This window comes from Microcoleus sp. B4-D4 (genome assembly GCF_036705185.1).
Taxonomy (GTDB): Bacteria; Cyanobacteriota; Cyanobacteriia; order Cyanobacteriales; family Microcoleaceae; genus Microcoleus.
Map to the genome: position 1 here is coordinate 17,626 of NZ_JAUBTX010000037.1, position 16,639 is coordinate 34,264.

Genomic DNA, 16,639 nt, shown 5'->3' on the forward strand with positions numbered 1-16,639 from the left:
GTCTCAGCATCCAGTTACCTGCAATTCTGCTACAGTCAGTCATGACATCCCCGTGCATCTTCCAGAGACAAGAGTTCCCAGCCTCTGCGCCGACTGCAGTAAAATCCCATCAGCTTGTCACCTGCAACCCGATCGGCAATAACTTAAAAATTAAGGTAGTTTGAAAATAACCCCCTAAAGTACCCATAGGCCTTGACATCCGACCTACACTCTGTAAATTAGACACTCTAACTGCGCCGCCATCCATATATAAAAAGATGCCATGTCAACTTTAGTCATCGTCGAATCTCCCACCAAAGCCCGTACCATTCGCAACTTCCTGCCCTCCACCTACCGTGTAGAGGCATCTATGGGCCACGTCCGCGACCTCCCATCCTCCGCCGAAGAAATACCAGAAGCCGTTAAAGGAGAAAAATGGGCGCAACTAGGCGTCAACGTGGAAGCAGACTTTGAACCGCTTTACGTCATCCCGAAAGATAAAAAGAAAATTGTTAAAGAACTCAAAGACGCCCTCAAAGACGCTACCGAACTGATTCTAGCCACAGACGAAGACCGAGAAGGCGAAAGCATTTCCTGGCATTTGCTGCAAATCCTCAAACCCAAAGTCCCCATCAAGCGGATGGTATTTCACGAAATCACCCGCGAAGCCATCCGCGACGCCCTCACCCACTGCCGCGATATCGACAACCGAGTTGTACAAGCCCAGGAAACTCGCCGAATTCTCGACAGACTCGTCGGCTACACACTCTCTCCGCTACTGTGGAAAAAAATCGCCTGGGGTTTGTCAGCAGGGCGAGTCCAGTCAGTCGCAGTCAGGCTGTTGGTACGCCGGGAACGGGAACGCCGCGCCTTCCGCCAAGGTAGCTACTGGGATTTGAAAGCCGTTTTGGAAAAGGGCAAAATTTCCTTCGATGCCAAACTCGTCACAGTCGGGAACGTGAAAGTTGCCAACGGCAGCGATTTTGATGAAAATACCGGACAAATTATCGCAGGTCGCCGCGTACTTTTGCTCAACGAAGACCAAGCCAGGGCTTTACTCTCGCGCATTCAAAACAAACCCTGGACTGTTAGCAATATCGAAGAACGGCCAGTCACCCGCAAACCCTCGCCGCCGTTTACGACCTCGACTTTGCAGCAGGAGGCTAACCGCAAGCTGAGGCTGGGTGCGCGGGAAACCATGCGAATTGCCCAAAGTCTCTACGAACGCGGTTTTATCACCTATATGCGGACGGATTCGGTGCATTTGTCCGAACAGGCGATTACGGCCGCCCGCAGTTGCGTGCAAGAACTGTACGGCAGCGAATATCTCAGCCCCCAACCGCGCAAATACACCACGAAAAGCAAAGGCGCACAGGAAGCCCACGAAGCTATCCGCCCGGCCGGCAGCACTTTTCGGACTCCGCAGCAAACGGGATTAGATGGCGTGGACTTCCGCCTCTACGATTTAATTTGGAAGCGGACAGTCGCTTCTCAAATGGCCGATTCCCGCCAAACTCACGTCACGCTACAAACTCAGGTAGAAGATGCCGGTTTCCGTTCCAGCGGGAAACGCATTGATTTTCCCGGCTTTTTGCGCGCCTACGTCGAAGGTTCCGACGACCCAGATGCGGCCTTGGAAGACCAAGAGGTGATTTTGCCGGCGCTGAAGGTGGGGGATAAACCTAATTGCAAGGATGTGGAGGCTGTGGGGCACGAAACTCAACCTCCCGCCCGCTATACGGAGGCTTCGCTGGTGAAGATGCTAGAAAGCGAGGGGGTTGGCCGTCCGAGTACCTATGCGAGTATTATCGGTACAATTGTCGATCGGGGATACGCGAAATTAATAGCTAACGCCCTGATTCCGACCTTCACTGCTTTCGCCGTCACTACTTTATTAGAAACGCATTTCCCCGACTTAGTAGACACGGGTTTTACTTCGCGCATGGAACAAACCCTCGATGAAATTGCCACCGGTGAGGCGAAATGGCTGCCGTATTTGCAAAAGTTTTATATCGGGGAAATGGGACTTGCTACCCAAGTTAAGGAACAGGAAAGTCAGATTGACGCGAAAGTTGCCCGAACTGTGGTATTGGAGAATATTGCGGCGAAAGTTTGCATCGGCAAATACGGCGCTTACCTGGAAGCTGAAAGCGAAGAGGGCCCGGTGAAAGCATCGATTCCGCAAGATTTGACTCCGGCTGATTTAGACCCGGAAAAAGTGGAGTTTCTGTTAAAGCAAAAGACGGAAGGCCCGGAAAAATTGGGTCTTCACCCGGACACTGGGGAACCGATTTATGTGTTGGTTGGCAATTACGGCCCCTACGTTCAGTTGGGGGATGTTTCGGAAACGAATAAGAAACCGAAGCGTTCTTCTTTACCGAAGGGGACTGATAAGGATAGCGTGACGGTTGATATGGCGGTGAGTTTGTTGACTTTACCTCGGTTGTTGGGGACTCACCCGGATACGGGGGCGAAGGTGCAGGCTAATTTGGGGATGTACGGGCCTTATGTTGTGCACGACCAGGGTAAGGTTGGTAAGGATTATCGATCGATCAAGCCGCCGGATGATGTTTTGACGATCGAGATCGATCGGGCATTAGAGTTATTATCGCAGCCAAAAGCCGTCCGGGGCAGCAAATCAGCGACACCTTTGAAGGAATTGGGCGCGCATCCAGAGTCGGGAGAACTCCTGAATGTTTATGATGGCCGCTACGGCCCTTACGTGAAACACGGGGATATCAATGCTTCTTTGGCTAAGGATGAATCTGTGGAGAATTTCACCTTACAAAAAGCATTGGATTTGTTAGCAGCGAAGGAAGCAGCGGGCGGCGGCAAATCTAGCAAGTCGAAGAAGTCTAGTAAGACTGCGGCGAAGTCGGAAACTGCAACTGAGAAGACTGCGGCGAAGAAAACCACTGCTAAGAAGACGACGACTGCGAAGAAAACGACGACTGCGAAGAAAACGACTGCGACAAAGACGAAGAAAGCAACTAAGTCAAGTTAGTTAAGTTTTCACTCATCGAGAAACCCGGACGGTGTAGGGCCGGTGCCCCCGTACCCGCCCGGTTTTTTTGTTGGTAAAATACTGCAAAAATTTAGGTTTGTAGTAAGGACTGAAGTCCTTAAAATTGGGTTAGAGTGTCGTAGGACATTACGACCCACCGATCGGAAAAATTTTGATAATTTTCTTGAGTAGAACTTGACTGGATACAAAATATGTGGTAGTTTGAAGTTATCTCAGTTGTTGAGTCTGCATTTGTAGGTGAATACTTGGTTAGACCCAGAACGCCTATCCCTCAATTGTTCAGTGTTTTATCCGTTTCTAACAGTACATTTGGTAGAAATAGGGGAGACTTGACATGACCCTAGAGCTATATCAGGAATTTGCTTTAACCCGTGACTTACCAGAATATCAACTCAGAGCAGGAGATATTGTAACATTGGTTGATTTTGTTGATCATCCTAGTGGTGTGAAGAGGGCTATCTGTTGGAAGTATTTAATGCTGTTGGTGAGTCTCTAACAGTCATTGCCGTCCCAATCTCTACCGTAGAAGTTCTCCGCCCTGATGAAATCTTAACAGTTCGTTTTTTGGCGGCAAAAGCAGGTTAGTGTTGATTAAACTTGTGTTGTGACTGGGACGTAAACGTAAATGCTAAACTGATTATTTTAGTGATTCAGGAGTATTATTAGATGAATTACCATGAGGCAGAACAAAATCTTCAGGAGTTGTTTGAAGCTAGAGATTATCGGGGCTTAATTCATAAACGTTTACGCCATGTACATAAAGATTTAATCTACACTTGCTCTAATGGTTCTGAAATTTACATTAGCTACCCTGGTTTGAAGGCAAGACTTGGAACAGATAAAAAAAATGTATACGATTACAGGGTTGATATCGTCACGTCAAAAATTAAAGCTTCTCTGTCTCATGTGAACATTATTGTTGATATTTACAACAAATGCCTACATAACTTTGAGCGTGAATCAATGAGACAGCTTCTCATCGAAACTGCACGAGAAGGGCAATTTGATGTAAATCAATGTTCACAATTTGGAAGCTACTCTTATCAAGCAGTAGATAAATCGCTTCTAGGTTGTGCAACAGATGTTCATACAGGGTTAGGTAAGAGCTATAATTCATCTGCTAATCAATTTGATTTAACCTTTGAGGAACTGTTTAACTCAATTTTCTGGATAGTTCTTCAGGAAGATATCAATTATCCGATGCCAAGATATCAGGGTAGGAAAATGCCTTTTTCAAGATATCTTGAATCACTGTATTGCTTTGAGAGCAAGCATTCTATTGATGAGGTGATTGAGCGTGCTTTAACAGAAGGTCGTCCACCTACTGACTGGATTGATATGGACTACTCGTTTCGACGCTTAATTAATTAGCAGTGCCAATCGGAAATATGTCAAGGCTTGACAGGCAGCGGAATAGAATACCCCTCTCCTAAAATATGTGCGACAAACTTAGTTCGAGCGTAGAAAGCCCGAGAGGTGCTGCCATGCCCTTGCCCTTTAGTTCTTGGCTGCACAAGTATGCCCATTTTTCCAGTAAGACTGGAAAATCCTTGAGTTATAATCGTTTCTCGAACAAGGTTGTAGTCTGCTTTCACTTGCTCGTAGATTTGAGGATTATCAAGATCGAAAGAAGCTACTGAATGCACAAGAGAACGATTATCTGCTTGGCTCTCAAATACCCGTGCAACAACAACCATTTTCTGTAGTTTGTTGAAGAGATGGCTTTCCTCAAATTCTTTGCTTTTGACCTCTACTTCATCTATCATCGTGATTGCCATCGTTTCTTTGACTCTGAGTTCTCCTGTTCGTCTGGCTACTAGCGGAACCAGCTTTAGCTCCCAACTGCCAAAATTAGGCGATCGAGATGAGTTAAGGGCTAATCCCAAATACCGTTCAATTGTATGCCCAGCCCAACCCTTGTTTTTCTTATTTTCTTTGCTCCAAACTGTTACACGGTGAAGATCTGCTAGTTGTCGAAGATCTTGACCTACTAATGTAGTGAGTCTTTTCATTGCCTCTACTCTTTCCATAAATGACCTTACTTAAATGCTAGTGGTAACTCCATTTGAGCAGGATTACTTAAACGTTTAATCGAGAGTTCAACATGACCTGCATCTGCTTCACAACCAATAAATTTCCGTCCTAATGATAAAGCTGCAACTCCTGTTGTGGAGGAACCCGAAAAAGGATCAAAAACTAGATCGTCTGGGTTTGTGCTTGCTCGAAGGCAACGCGCAACAAGGTCAATAGGTTTTTGTGTCGGATGCTTACCATAGAGTTTTTCATCTTTGCCAGGAGTAGACATTCGCCAGACATTCTTCATCTGTTTGTCGCCATTCTCAGCCTTCATTTCATCATAATTGAACGTGTAACGTTCTTTTCCTTTACGTGCTTTCGTTGCCCACAGGATTAGTTCTGTTGAATGAGTGAAACAGCGGCACCCCAGATTTGGAGGTGGAGCAGGTTTTTCCCAGATAATGTCATTGAGAATACGAAAGCCAAGCTGCTGCATGGCAAATCCGATTGATGGATACACATGGAGAGTGCCCGTTACCCAGATGGTACCAGTTGGTTTAAGAAGCCGATAACAAGCAGCCAACCATGCTTTGTTAAATTCATGGTCTAGCTCAACACCTTGACTGCGATCCCATTCCCCCTTGTTTACCTTGACCATACGACCAGCCACGCAGGTAATACCATCATTGGATAGGTTGTAGGGCGGATCAGTCCAGATGCAGTCTACGCTTTCAGCAGGCAGCAAAGCCATGAGTTCCAAAGTATCGCCGTGATAAAAGTGAGACAGTCCATCATGCGAGCGCCAAACTAGCTCCGGCTTTAGCTGTTCAAGTTGTACTTGTGAAGTCATAAGGCTTGTTTACTGCTCCGTTTGTAGTCCCAAAGTACAATCTAGATTTTAGATTGGAGTTGAAAGCTTATCACAAATTTCGATCGCCCAAGATCGATCGCACCAACCCCCCAATCAATAACCTCGCGTGTAAAATCTCCTCAGCCACGAAAAAAGCGATACGGGCGATCGGCTTTCACGACAAAACTGCCACAATCCAGAAGTAGAAAGCGTACAATACCGCAAATCGCCCACACTGAAAATTTTTAATACTTTTATTCCGTAAAAGTTGACACAGCTCCAAACCATGAATTATATTAGACCTATGGATGCAGCAGACATGATCTAATCATGACATCCCGTTACCAACGAGGGTCGAGGAATTCCGGTAAAGACGTTCTGAATACCAAAATATAAATTTTGGCGAAGGCTCCTTAAGGAGTCTTTGTTATTTATGGAAACTAAACCAAAAAATCTTACAGTTGTAGATCTTTTTTCAGGCTGTGGTGGGTTGTCACTCGGAATTCAAAACGCTGGTTTTGATGTGATTGCTGGTTTTGACAACTGGGAGTTAGCTATTAATGTTTATCAGCAAAACTTTAAACACCAAGCATTTTTGATTGACCTGAGCAATCTTCAAGGCCAGTTTGACATTATTAAAAGGTTTAACCCAGACATCATAGCTGGAGGCCCACCCTGTCAAGATTTTTCGAGTGCGGGAAAAAGAGATGAAAATCTAGGTAGAGCAGATTTAACTATTTCTTTTGCTGAGATTGTTGCGTTTGTCAAGCCGAGATTTTTTATTATGGAAAATGTAGATAGATTTGTAAAAAGCACGAAATATCAAGAAGCAAAAAAAATATTTCAATCTGCTAACTACGGCCTCAGTGAAAAAATACTTCGGGCTAGTTTATGTGGTGTTCCGCAAAGTAGAAAAAGATTTTTTTGGATCGGCGAACTTGATGGGGAAGATAAAAAGATCGAGCCTTATTTGGAAAATAATCTGGCAACTGAACCTATGACTATCAGGCAATATTTTAATAGTATAGGTAAGGCTTTAAATGTCGATCATTATTACAGACATCCGAGAAGTTATCAAAGGCGTGGCGTGTTTAGTGTTGACGAGCCTAGCCCAACAGTTAGAGGAGTTAACAGACCGATTTCCAAGACTTATCAACCTCATCCGGGTGATTCAGCTTTGGTCTCATCAAATGTACGTCCTTTAACTACTATTGAAAGAAGTTATATACAAACTTTTCCCGATAATTTTTTATTTCAAGGTTCTAAAACCGCTCTCGAACAGTTAATTGGTAATGCTGTGCCTGTTAAACTTGCTGAGTATGTCGCTCGTTGTCTTGCTCGGTATATTGAAGATTATGATGTTAATGTTTCTCTGGAAGAGGTGAGACTCGAACAAGTGGATAAAAGCTTTATTCAACTGTCTTTAATAGATGTTTAAATGTATAGGATTTAGTTCAAATTTTAATTTGGGCATCTAACAATTTAAATGCAGCGGACGGACTAGATATCCTGGTGTCGAGTTCAAGGCTATCTGTTGCTGATTTGAGCTTAGATTAGTAAATTTTTCACTCATCCAGAAACCGGGTTTATTAAAAAATACCGAGTTTATTGATTGATAAAATACTAAATTTACTTACCAAAATAGGTTCGAGCGTTAGAATTTAATTTCTTGAGATTCTCTGATTTTTTGTCATAAATAAATATCGGGGCGGTTCGATCGCCCGCCCCGACATTTTTGAGACATATCAACTCAAACCCTTGTCAAGCCTAGCTTTTGGGCTGGCTTGTCACCAGCCGGCAAAATCAGCCTATTTACTTATTGACAATTGCTCTTCTCTGTTAAATTGTCAGGGATATAACATAAAAGTTAAAAAATGTATCAAAAACAACAGAAACTACCAAATGTTTTATGTACGGCCCTACAATAGAGAAACGAAACAAGAAAAGAGGCGCGATCGCTATGAGTATCAATGAAGACCTGGATTGGGAAGAAGCATTTGAGTACAGAGCGGGCTTGACAGTGGAGTTGAAGTCCCAGCCAGGGGTTTTGCATACGATCGCTTACTATGAAGTGATGATGGTACCGCCCATCTGGTTAGAAAATGACCCCCGTCCCCGGTATCCTCACGAACTGCTAGTCGTTTCGCAGCAGCCAAGTGTGTCCAATAGTTGCCAAATTTCACAGTGCCCTGTTTTAGTCGCGTCTTAGGTTTTTCAGCGGGAAATATCGGCGATGGCTTTTAGCAAACAATCAAACCGATGCAGTAATTTTCGGATTGACATTGCTTTGCTTTACGGTGTGGCGATCGACTTAAGATATAGATGGCGGTGACTGTGCGATCGACTCGAATCAATTTTCCCCTCAGAGTCTCAGCAGTAGATATCGCATCATTCATATTAGCAGTCTGTCTAGCAATACCGTTATTTCGCGTGCAGGGAACAATACCGCAGCGCTTAGGTTCCAGCTTGTGCAATTGAAAGAAATCGCGCCGGTTGACAATCAAAACAGCCCGATTTTCAACGATCGCAAATGCGCCAATACATCCTCGATCGAATATTCTAGCGTTTCCTGCTTGTCGAACAGTCACGACATCGGTTTCAAAAGAACGCAAGTTATGCGTGATTTGTCGGGGAAAGTCTTCGCCTGCATAGATACGCGCCATAGATTTATCGGATATTTTTAGGTATATCTAAGATTTCGTCAGCCTCGTCTTGCAGCCTGATTGCTTCCTCAATGTCGTCAGGGTAAGCTTCAGCATAAGCCGAAACATTTACTAAATCAGCAGCACCCAGATGGAGATAGCAATCTACGATATAGCCTTTTTCAAACAGGTGATATCATTTCTGGTTACGCCGGAATTATGTTGACTGTTGACTGTTGACTGTTGACTGTTGACTGTTGACTGTTGACTCGAATTTATTATTCCGATGAAGAGAGGATTTGATATGAGGAGTTGAGAAAGGCGATAATTCTGGGACTGTCACAGAGCTTATTTAATTTATGAATTTGAAAAATGAATTGAGCGCGTGCGATCGCCCTCGATAACTTTTTACATTTATTATTTAGATTTATTATTAATATTTCTGACCTCTACCTGAAGCATAATTTTTCACAACTTGCACCGCACAGCCGGCGACGCGCAGTATATATAGCAATCCTAAATCATTTGTGAATTTCTTACTCCCTCCCCTTAATAAGGGGAGGGTTGGGGTGGGGTAAAAAACTTTACGACTCCTGCAAGGATTGCTATAGCGATCGGCCCGCAGCCCGCGCCCTACAAAAACTCTTGCATAATTCCTATTTTCTATTGCATAATTCCTTGAGCCCTCGCTAGTTGCCGCCTTTCTTCCGTTAAAATAGCGCGATGTTTAGTAAAATATTAAGATTCATTTAAACTTTGATATAGACAAAAACGATCTACAATTCAATTGTTTGTGACAAAAATAGGGAATAAAAATAGCAAATATTACCGATCGCAAAATATGATCGATCGCACTTGCCAAACAACTTCCCAAACAATTTTTTCCAAACAACCAAAACTCAGGAGTCAACAGCCGATGACGTTAGGAACCACCGAAAGCCCCCAATTAAAATTGCTTTCCGACTCAGAACTACATAAAATTAACGCCTACTGGCGGGCCGCAAATTATCTATCCGTCGGACAAATCTATCTCCTCGACAATCCCCTACTCAAAGAACCCCTCAAACTCGAACACGTCAAACCCAGACTCCTCGGACATTGGGGGACAACTCCAGGCCTCAACTTCATCTACGTTCACCTCAACCGCATCATCAAAGCCCAAGACATCAATGCCATCTACATCGCAGGCCCCGGACACGGCGGCCCCGGCTTGGTGGCCAACACCTATCTCGAAGGTACCTATAGCGAATATTACTCGAACATTTCTGAAGACGAAGAAGGGATGAAACGGCTGTTCAAACAGTTCTCGTTTCCCGGCGGTATCCCCAGCCACGTCGCGCCGGAAACTCCCGGTTCGATTCACGAAGGCGGCGAACTCGGCTACGCCCTCGTCCACGCCTACGGGGCGGCTTTCGACAATCCCGATTTAATCGTGGCGGCTGTTGTCGGCGACGGGGAAGCAGAAACTGGCCCGCTGGCTGCTAGCTGGCATTCTAACAAGTTTCTCAATCCGGTTCGCGACGGGGCCGTGTTGCCGATTTTGCACCTCAACGGCTACAAAATTGCCAATCCGACGGTGTTGGCCCGCATTCCGCAGGAGGAATTGGAAAGTTTGATGGTTGGTTACGGCTACAAACCTTATTGGGTGGAAGGTTCAGACCCGGAAACGATGCACCAGTTGATGGCTGCAACTATGGATACAGTCATTGGGGAAATTAAGGCGATTCAGGAAAAAGCCCGGACAGAGGGATATTCCGATCGCCCTCAGTGGCCGATGATTGTGATGAAAACTCCCAAGGGCTGGACGGGGCCGAAGGAGGTTGACGGGAAGAAAACTGAGGGTTCTTGGCGATCGCACCAAGTCCCGTTAGCTGAAATGGCTTCTAAGCCTGGACACGTCCAACTCCTGGAAGATTGGATGAAAAGCTACAAGCCCGAAGAACTCTTTGACGATCGGGGCCAACTGATTCCAGAATTGGCGGAACTCGCACCCAAGGGCGATCGGCGGATGGGGGCAAATCCCCACGCTAACGGCGGCAAGCTGCTGCGAGACTTGAAAATGCCAAATTTTGCAGACTACGCGGTAGATGTGCAAAAACCGGGGGCTGTGATTGCAGAAGCAACCCGCGTTACCGGCCGTTTCCTGCGAGACGTGATGAAACTCAATCAGGAAAACGCGAATTTCCGAGTTGTCGGGCCCGACGAGACGGCCTCAAATCGCCTCGATCCGGTGTTTGAAGTGACGAGTCGGGAGTGGATGGCCCAAACTTTGCCGGAAGATGACCACCTCTTCACCCCCGACGGCCGCGTGATGGAAGTCCTCAGCGAACATCTGTGTCAGGGATGGCTGGAAGGCTATTTACTAACAGGAAGACACGGATTTTTCTCTTGCTACGAGGCGTTTATTCACATCATTGATTCGATGTTCAACCAACACGCTAAATGGTTGAAAACTACTCGCGATATTCCTTGGCGCAGACCGATCGCCTCTTTGAATTATTTGCTGACATCTCACGTTTGGCGGCAAGATCACAACGGTTTTTCTCACCAAGATCCGGGTTTTATCGACCACGTAATTAACAAGAAAGCGGAAGTGGTGCGGATTTATTTGCCGCCGGATGCGAACACTTTGCTGTCAGTAACTGACCACTGTCTCCGCAGCCGCAATTACGTTAATGTGATTATTGCAGGGAAGCAGCCGGCTTTGCAGTATTTGGATATGGATGCTGCGATCAAACACTGTACGACTGGCCTCGGTATTTGGGAGTGGGCTAGCAACGATCGAGGTGGCGAACCTGATGTGGTGATGGCTTGCGCGGGCGATGTTCCGACGCTGGAAACTTTGGCTGCTGTTGACATTCTGCGCCGAGATTATCCTGAGTTAAAAGTGCGGGTGGTAAATGTGGTGGATTTGATGACGCTGCAGCCTACTAGCGAACATCCGCACGGTTTGTCCGATCGCGATTTTGATGCTTTGTTCACGAAGGATAAGCCTGTGATTTTTGCTTTTCACGGCTATCCTTGGCTGATTCACCGCTTGACTTACCGCCGGACTAATCACCCGAATATTCACGTTCGCGGTTACAAGGAAGAGGGTACGACTACTACGCCGTTTGATATGGTGGTGATGAACGATCTCGATCGCTTCCATTTGGTTGGTGATGTACTCGATCGGGTTCCGAAACTGAGCTCTGTAGCAGCTTACGGCAAACAAGCTATGCGGGACAAGCTGATCGAACACAGGCAGTATATCACCAAATACGGTGACGATATGCCGGAAATCCGCGATTGGAAGTGGCCGCACGGTGGCGCAGTTTCGTCGGATGCGCCGCAGGAAACGAAAGATCCGACAACGACAGGAGATCAAAGCGTGCGATCGGGTGCACCTGGGTAAGAGGTTTGTAGTCAGGACTTTAGTCCTTCTTCACCTAGATTTATAAGGACTAAAGTCCTCACTACAAACCTGGTTCGTAGTGAGGGCTTTAGCCCTTCCACTTTTTACCTAAATCCTGTTAGAATTAGTCATATCAATTCCGGTTGGATCGGAATGATTTAACCGCAGAGAACGCAGAGAACGCAGAGGAAGATAAGAGAGAGATGAATACAGGACGATGCTAAAATGAGGCTAGCGCGCGATCGAGCAATACCTCAACTTGGGCGCGAGTTACTCCCGGAAACCATTCGAGAAACTGGTCAATAGATGCTCCATCTTTAAGGTTCTCGAAAAAGGCGGCAACAGGTACGCGCGTTCCCCGAAATACCCATGCACCACTCACCTTGGTCGGATCGCGTTCAATCACTTCAAAGAGGTCTATATTCTGCATGACGTTCGTTGCTTGTTGCGGCTCAAGTAAAACAACTAAGATAGAATTAATGTTAGCATAAATCAACGGTGATTTAGGATTTGTACATTCAAAAGAGGCGGTAATGCTTAAAGAAATAGAAATTCAAAATTTTAGATGCTTTGAGCAAATCAAAATTTCTGGGTTTGAAAGAGTCAATTTAATCGGCGGTAAAAACAATGCTGGCAAAACAGCCTTGCTAGAAGCACTTTTTCTCAATTTCGCTCCCAATGCTAGCAGTCTCGCAATCCTAAGATATCTGAGAAGAGAGCCATCAAAAGCCCTAGAAGCTATGCCTGATAGAGCCTGGGACAACTTATTTTATGCACTAAAAAAAGATAGATTTATAGGAATTATTGGCAAAGACGACAACAATAATACCGATCGAGTAGAAATTAAAGTAGAAATCAATTCACTTAGAGATAAGATAATTTTTGAGTTCATGAGAAACGAGGATGAATCTACTTGGTCATCAACCAAGGTTCCTGCCAGAAGTTTAATGAATTATAGCATTTCTCTTGACGAAGTACCAATCATTCCCTCCTTTATCAGGATTTCTGGAAAAGAACTCACGGCAGCCTACGACCGCGCCCGTTTGGATGATAAAGATAGTGAAGTTTTAAAAGCTTTTCAAGTTATCGATCCGGCTATCGAATCAGTAGAAAGCTTTTCAATTGGTGAACCCACCCTGTACTTGAGAAAAAAAGGAGAAAAGCGTTTGCCTCTTCCATTATTCGGAGATGCAATTAACCGAGTTGCAGACATTATCTTGAAACTGGTAAACAGCGAACATAAAATCCTGCTAATCGATGAAATAGAGAATGGCATACACTATAAAAACCAGCGGGAGTTTTGGAGAATTTTATTTCGCTTGGCGGTGGAACTGGATACGCAGATTTTTGCTACAACGCACAGTTTAGAGATGCTTCAAGCATTTGCTGATGTGGGTTTAGAACCAAATCAGGAATGCAGCAGCGCATATTTTGAACTAGCAAGGAAACTCAAAACAAATCAAATAATCGGAAGTCGGCTCGATTTGGAAACTCTTAGTTATGCCCTTGAGCATCAAGAAGGAGTGAGAGGTGAGTAATACTGTCATAGTAGAAAGTAAAAATGATAAATTTTTCATGCAGGCAATGGTTGAGAAACTAAACTGCGATATTCAGGTAGAAAAACCTATTTATATAGATAATTATGAACCTTTGGAAGGCTTGAGCGAAACAGAGTTAATCAAAGCTTTAAAAAATTTAATAAGAAAGATTGACCGAAAAGATATCGAAAAGATTGGAATAATTATCGATATTGATAATTATTCAGAGCAAGAACGGCTGAAATTCGTAGATAGATGTATAAAACAAGTGTTTCAAGCTGAAAGCTTGTCAAGCACTAAACAATTTATCGATATTTGTACAGATCATGGAACAAATGCAAAATTGGCTTGTTACTTTACAAATGTTGGAGGTAAAGGCGAACTGGAAACGCTTTTAAAGGCAATAAAGGCTAGAGAATCACCTCATGCTGATTGTTTGGATAGCTGGAGAAGTTGCATAAAAGAAAAGGAGGGAAAGGAAATCAAGCAGAAAGATTTTGATAAATTCTGGGTAAGCATCTATCTCAGGTATGATACTTGCTCAAAGCAGGATCAGAAACAAGCTGGAAGGAAATGCAGTATGTCTGGGTTTGATTATGTTATGGAACAGAAAAAAGATATTTGGGATTGGGATAATCCTGCTCTCGATGATTTGAAGGAGTTTTTTACACTCTTTTGCTAACATAGTAAAATTCACACACAATTAACTCATGAGCTTAAAAATCTACTTTGTACGACACGGTGAAACAACTTACAGCAAGACTGGCGGCTACTGCGGCGACCTCGACGCAGAATTAACACCGGAAGGTTCTATGATGGCCGAACAATTTGCTGCAACTTATGCAAAATTGCCTTGGAATGCTGTTTATGTCAGCCCCATGAAACGCACGATCGCAACTGCGAAACCTCTGTGCGATGCTGTGGGAATTGAAATGCAACTTCGCGACGGATTGAGGGAAATTAAGTACGGCAAGTGGGAGGGTAAAACAGTTGAGTTTGTTCGTGAAAAATATGCTGATGATTATATTAATTGGTTGACGGAACCGGCTTGGAATCCACCGACTGAGGGGGAAACTTCTGTGCAAATTGCTAGCCGATCGTCCTTAGTGATTGCAGAAATTCAGGAAAAGTACAAGAATGGTAATGTTTTGGTGGTTTCCCACAAGGCGACTATTCGGATTATTCTGTGCAGTTTGTTGGGGATCGATTTGGGAAGTTATCGCCTTCGCATTGCCGCCTTAGCAGCTTCTGTGAGTGTTGTCAAGTTTGATGTGCGCGGGCCGATGCTGGAGGTTTTGGGCGATCGATCGTACATGGATGAAACTCTCCGCAATTTGCCTGGTACTTGACATTGGCGGTAAGGTGCGGGGGCGCACCCTACAGTTTTCAACTAAAGTGCGCCCAAGTAAGACAATCCTAAAATCGTACCTGTTCCCAGAATATGACCGAAGCAGAGACTTCCGATAAGTGCACCCAAGCTCAAACCGCCCACCAGATTCGCTGAGGGCGCGGCTGGGCCTGTGTGAGGATTTTTGATGGTTAAGCTGCCGAAAGCAATGGCTGCAACATTGCAAATAATCATAATTAAACCGATTTCGGGGCTCCACTCTACGGTTCTGGCCGTAACGGTTAGTAAAATTGTTGTCAGCATGGCGATCGACTCCTTAATTTTTAGTCCATGAAAATCAGATGATGAAGATATATCAAACAACAGCAACCCGTGGCTACATCTTGAATTAATTTTTAATAATTTGACATATTCCTTAACAAAGTTATAATGAGTGCATAGCTAACAATTAATACGGATAGCCAGAAACCGGGTTTTTTAGCAAAATACACAGGTTCCAACCAACAGAAAAGGTAAAAAAATAGGGCTGGCACGGGGGCACCGCCCCTACTACTAATTCCCAATTCCCAATTCCCATGAAAATCCTAGTTTTAAATGCAGGTTCTAGCAGTCACAAAAGCTGCTTGTACGAACTAAATGACCGACTTCCCGATCGCGCGCCGCAACCCCTCTGGGAAGCGCAAATAGACTGGACTCACCGCGAAAATGCCGGGGAGTTGCAGGTCAAAACTGCTGCGGGCAATAGGCTTGCGGAAGAATTCGCTTCAAATTCTCGCTCCCAGGCCATTGCTCGGATGCTGGAGACTCTGTGGCAGGGGAAAACTCAAGTTATTAATAGTTTAAAGGACATTGATATTGTCGGTCATCGCGTCGTTCACGGCGGGGAAAAATATCAGCAAAGCACGCTGATTTCGCCGGAAGTAAAAGAGGAAATTTCTCGTTTGGCTGAGTTTGCTCCTGTCCACAATCCGGTTAATTTGGAAGGCATCGAAGCAATCGAAAAAATACTGGGAAATGTGCCGCAAGTTGCTGTTTTTGATACGGCTTTTCACGCTCAATTGCCGCCCGCTGCGTTTGTTTATCCTGGCCCCTACGAATGGCTGGAAGAGGGGATTCGGCGCTACGGTTTTCACGGCATCAGCCATCAATATTGCACTCGCAGGGCTGCTGAAATTCTCAACCGCGATTCTGCCGATTTGCGGCTGATTAGCTGTCATTTGGGCAACGGATGCTCTCTGGCGGCGGTTCTCGGTGGTCGGAGTGTTGATACTACGATGGGTTTTACTCCTTTGGATGGTTTGATGATGGGAAGTCGATCGGGGGCGATCGATCCTGGTATCATAATTTATCTGTTAAGGCGATCGCACTTTACCGCTGAGGAACTAGATAATATTCTGAATCGAAATTCTGGTTTGAAGGGGATTTCCGGGGTTTCTAGCGATATGCGGCAAATTTTGGCAGCGATTAAAGATGGTAATTCTCGGGCTCAACTTGCTTTGGATATTTACGTGCACCGTTTGCGGGCTGGTATCGGGGCGATGTTGGCGAGTTTGGGCGGGTTGGATGCTTTGATTTTTACTGCGGGTGTTGGGGAAAATTCGGCGGTTTTGCGGGCTGCGGCTTGCGAAGTTTTTGGATTTATGGGGTTAAAATTGGATGGGGAGAAAAATTTGAATTCGCCAGTGGATGATGATATTGCGGCGGTTGATTCAGCGGTGCGGGTTTTGGTAATTCACACTCAGGAAGATTGGGAAATTGGGCGGGAATGTTGGGATATTTCTCGCGGATGATTCGGTTAAGCGATCGCCCTTTGAGGCTGCTAGAAAACGAGTGGTTTCTTTTCTGGT

Annotated in this window: 14 protein-coding genes; 9 read left to right on the forward strand and 5 right to left on the reverse strand. The window is 45.1% G+C overall.

From position 1 onward, the window contains the following. Nucleotides 1-262 precede the first annotated feature (262 nt). Both topA and QUB13_RS22645 read left to right on the forward strand, forming a co-directional pair. Nucleotides 263-2,983 (forward strand): type I DNA topoisomerase, encoded by a 2,721-nt coding sequence (gene topA, locus QUB13_RS22640; RefSeq protein WP_333385069.1) that lies wholly within the window; start codon nt 263-265, stop codon nt 2,981-2,983. A 687-nt stretch (nt 2,984-3,670) separates the two neighbouring features. Then, nucleotides 3,671-4,375 (forward strand): hypothetical protein, encoded by a 705-nt coding sequence (locus tag QUB13_RS22645; protein WP_333385072.1) that lies wholly within the window; start codon nt 3,671-3,673, stop codon nt 4,373-4,375. Between the two features lie 20 nt (nt 4,376-4,395). Here QUB13_RS22645 and QUB13_RS22650 read toward each other — a convergent pair whose 3' ends face one another. Both QUB13_RS22650 and QUB13_RS22655 read right to left on the reverse strand, forming a co-directional pair. Next, entirely contained in the window at nt 4,396-5,034 is a 639-nt protein-coding gene (locus QUB13_RS22650) for an MvaI/BcnI family restriction endonuclease (protein ID WP_333385075.1), read from the reverse strand. 8 nt (nt 5,035-5,042) lie between these two features. Further along, nucleotides 5,043-5,870 (reverse strand): DNA-methyltransferase, encoded by an 828-nt coding sequence (locus tag QUB13_RS22655; RefSeq protein WP_333385079.1) that lies wholly within the window; start codon nt 5,868-5,870, stop codon nt 5,043-5,045. A gap of 433 nt (nt 5,871-6,303) precedes the next feature. Between QUB13_RS22655 and QUB13_RS22660 the strand changes: the two genes are divergently transcribed. Both QUB13_RS22660 and QUB13_RS22665 read left to right on the forward strand, forming a co-directional pair. Next, nucleotides 6,304-7,308: a DNA cytosine methyltransferase gene (locus QUB13_RS22660; protein ID WP_333385082.1), complete on the forward strand. Its 1,005-nt coding sequence runs from the start codon at nt 6,304-6,306 to the stop codon at nt 7,306-7,308. A gap of 471 nt (nt 7,309-7,779) precedes the next feature. Then, nucleotides 7,780-8,079, forward strand: a complete 300-nt coding sequence (locus tag QUB13_RS22665; RefSeq protein ID WP_333092529.1) for a hypothetical protein — start codon at nt 7,780-7,782, stop codon at nt 8,077-8,079. Nucleotides 8,080-8,110: 31 nt separating this feature from the next. Here the strand turns inward: QUB13_RS22665 and QUB13_RS22670 are convergent, their stop codons facing one another. Next, nucleotides 8,111-8,533: a DUF5615 family PIN-like protein gene (locus QUB13_RS22670; protein WP_333385086.1), complete on the reverse strand. Its 423-nt coding sequence runs from the start codon at nt 8,531-8,533 to the stop codon at nt 8,111-8,113. 895 nt (nt 8,534-9,428) lie between these two features. On the opposite strand from QUB13_RS22670, the gene QUB13_RS22675 reads away from it, so the two are divergent. Continuing rightward, entirely contained in the window at nt 9,429-11,906 is a 2,478-nt protein-coding gene (locus QUB13_RS22675) for a phosphoketolase family protein (protein WP_333385163.1), read from the forward strand. 220 nt (nt 11,907-12,126) lie between these two features. Here the strand turns inward: QUB13_RS22675 and QUB13_RS22680 are convergent, their stop codons facing one another. Next, nucleotides 12,127-12,336, reverse strand: coding sequence for a DUF433 domain-containing protein (locus QUB13_RS22680; RefSeq protein WP_333385089.1), 210 nt, complete (start codon nt 12,334-12,336; stop codon nt 12,127-12,129). 103 nt (nt 12,337-12,439) lie between these two features. On the opposite strand from QUB13_RS22680, the gene QUB13_RS22685 reads away from it, so the two are divergent. The 3 genes from QUB13_RS22685 to QUB13_RS22695 are packed head-to-tail and all read left to right on the forward strand — an operon-like array spanning nt 12,440 to nt 14,793. Further along, nucleotides 12,440-13,444, forward strand: a complete 1,005-nt coding sequence (locus QUB13_RS22685) for an AAA family ATPase (protein WP_333385092.1) — start codon at nt 12,440-12,442, stop codon at nt 13,442-13,444. Next, nucleotides 13,437-14,126 (forward strand): DUF3226 domain-containing protein, encoded by a 690-nt coding sequence (locus QUB13_RS22690; RefSeq protein ID WP_333385095.1) that lies wholly within the window; start codon nt 13,437-13,439, stop codon nt 14,124-14,126. The genes QUB13_RS22685 and QUB13_RS22690 overlap by 8 nt, the downstream gene beginning before the upstream one ends. 28 nt (nt 14,127-14,154) lie before the next feature. Next, nucleotides 14,155-14,793 carry a histidine phosphatase family protein gene (locus QUB13_RS22695; RefSeq protein ID WP_333385098.1) on the forward strand — a complete coding sequence of 213 codons (639 nt, stop codon included), beginning with the start codon at nt 14,155-14,157 and terminating at the stop codon, nt 14,791-14,793. Nucleotides 14,794-14,834: 41 nt separating this feature from the next. On the opposite strand, the gene psaK is transcribed toward QUB13_RS22695, so the two are convergent. After that, nucleotides 14,835-15,095 (reverse strand): photosystem I reaction center subunit PsaK, encoded by a 261-nt coding sequence (gene psaK, locus QUB13_RS22700; RefSeq protein ID WP_194012539.1) that lies wholly within the window; start codon nt 15,093-15,095, stop codon nt 14,835-14,837. 272 nt (nt 15,096-15,367) lie between these two features. On the opposite strand from psaK, the gene QUB13_RS22705 reads away from it, so the two are divergent. Next, nucleotides 15,368-16,582, forward strand: coding sequence for an acetate kinase (locus QUB13_RS22705; protein WP_333385102.1), 1,215 nt, complete (start codon nt 15,368-15,370; stop codon nt 16,580-16,582). Nucleotides 16,583-16,639 lie beyond the last annotated feature (57 nt).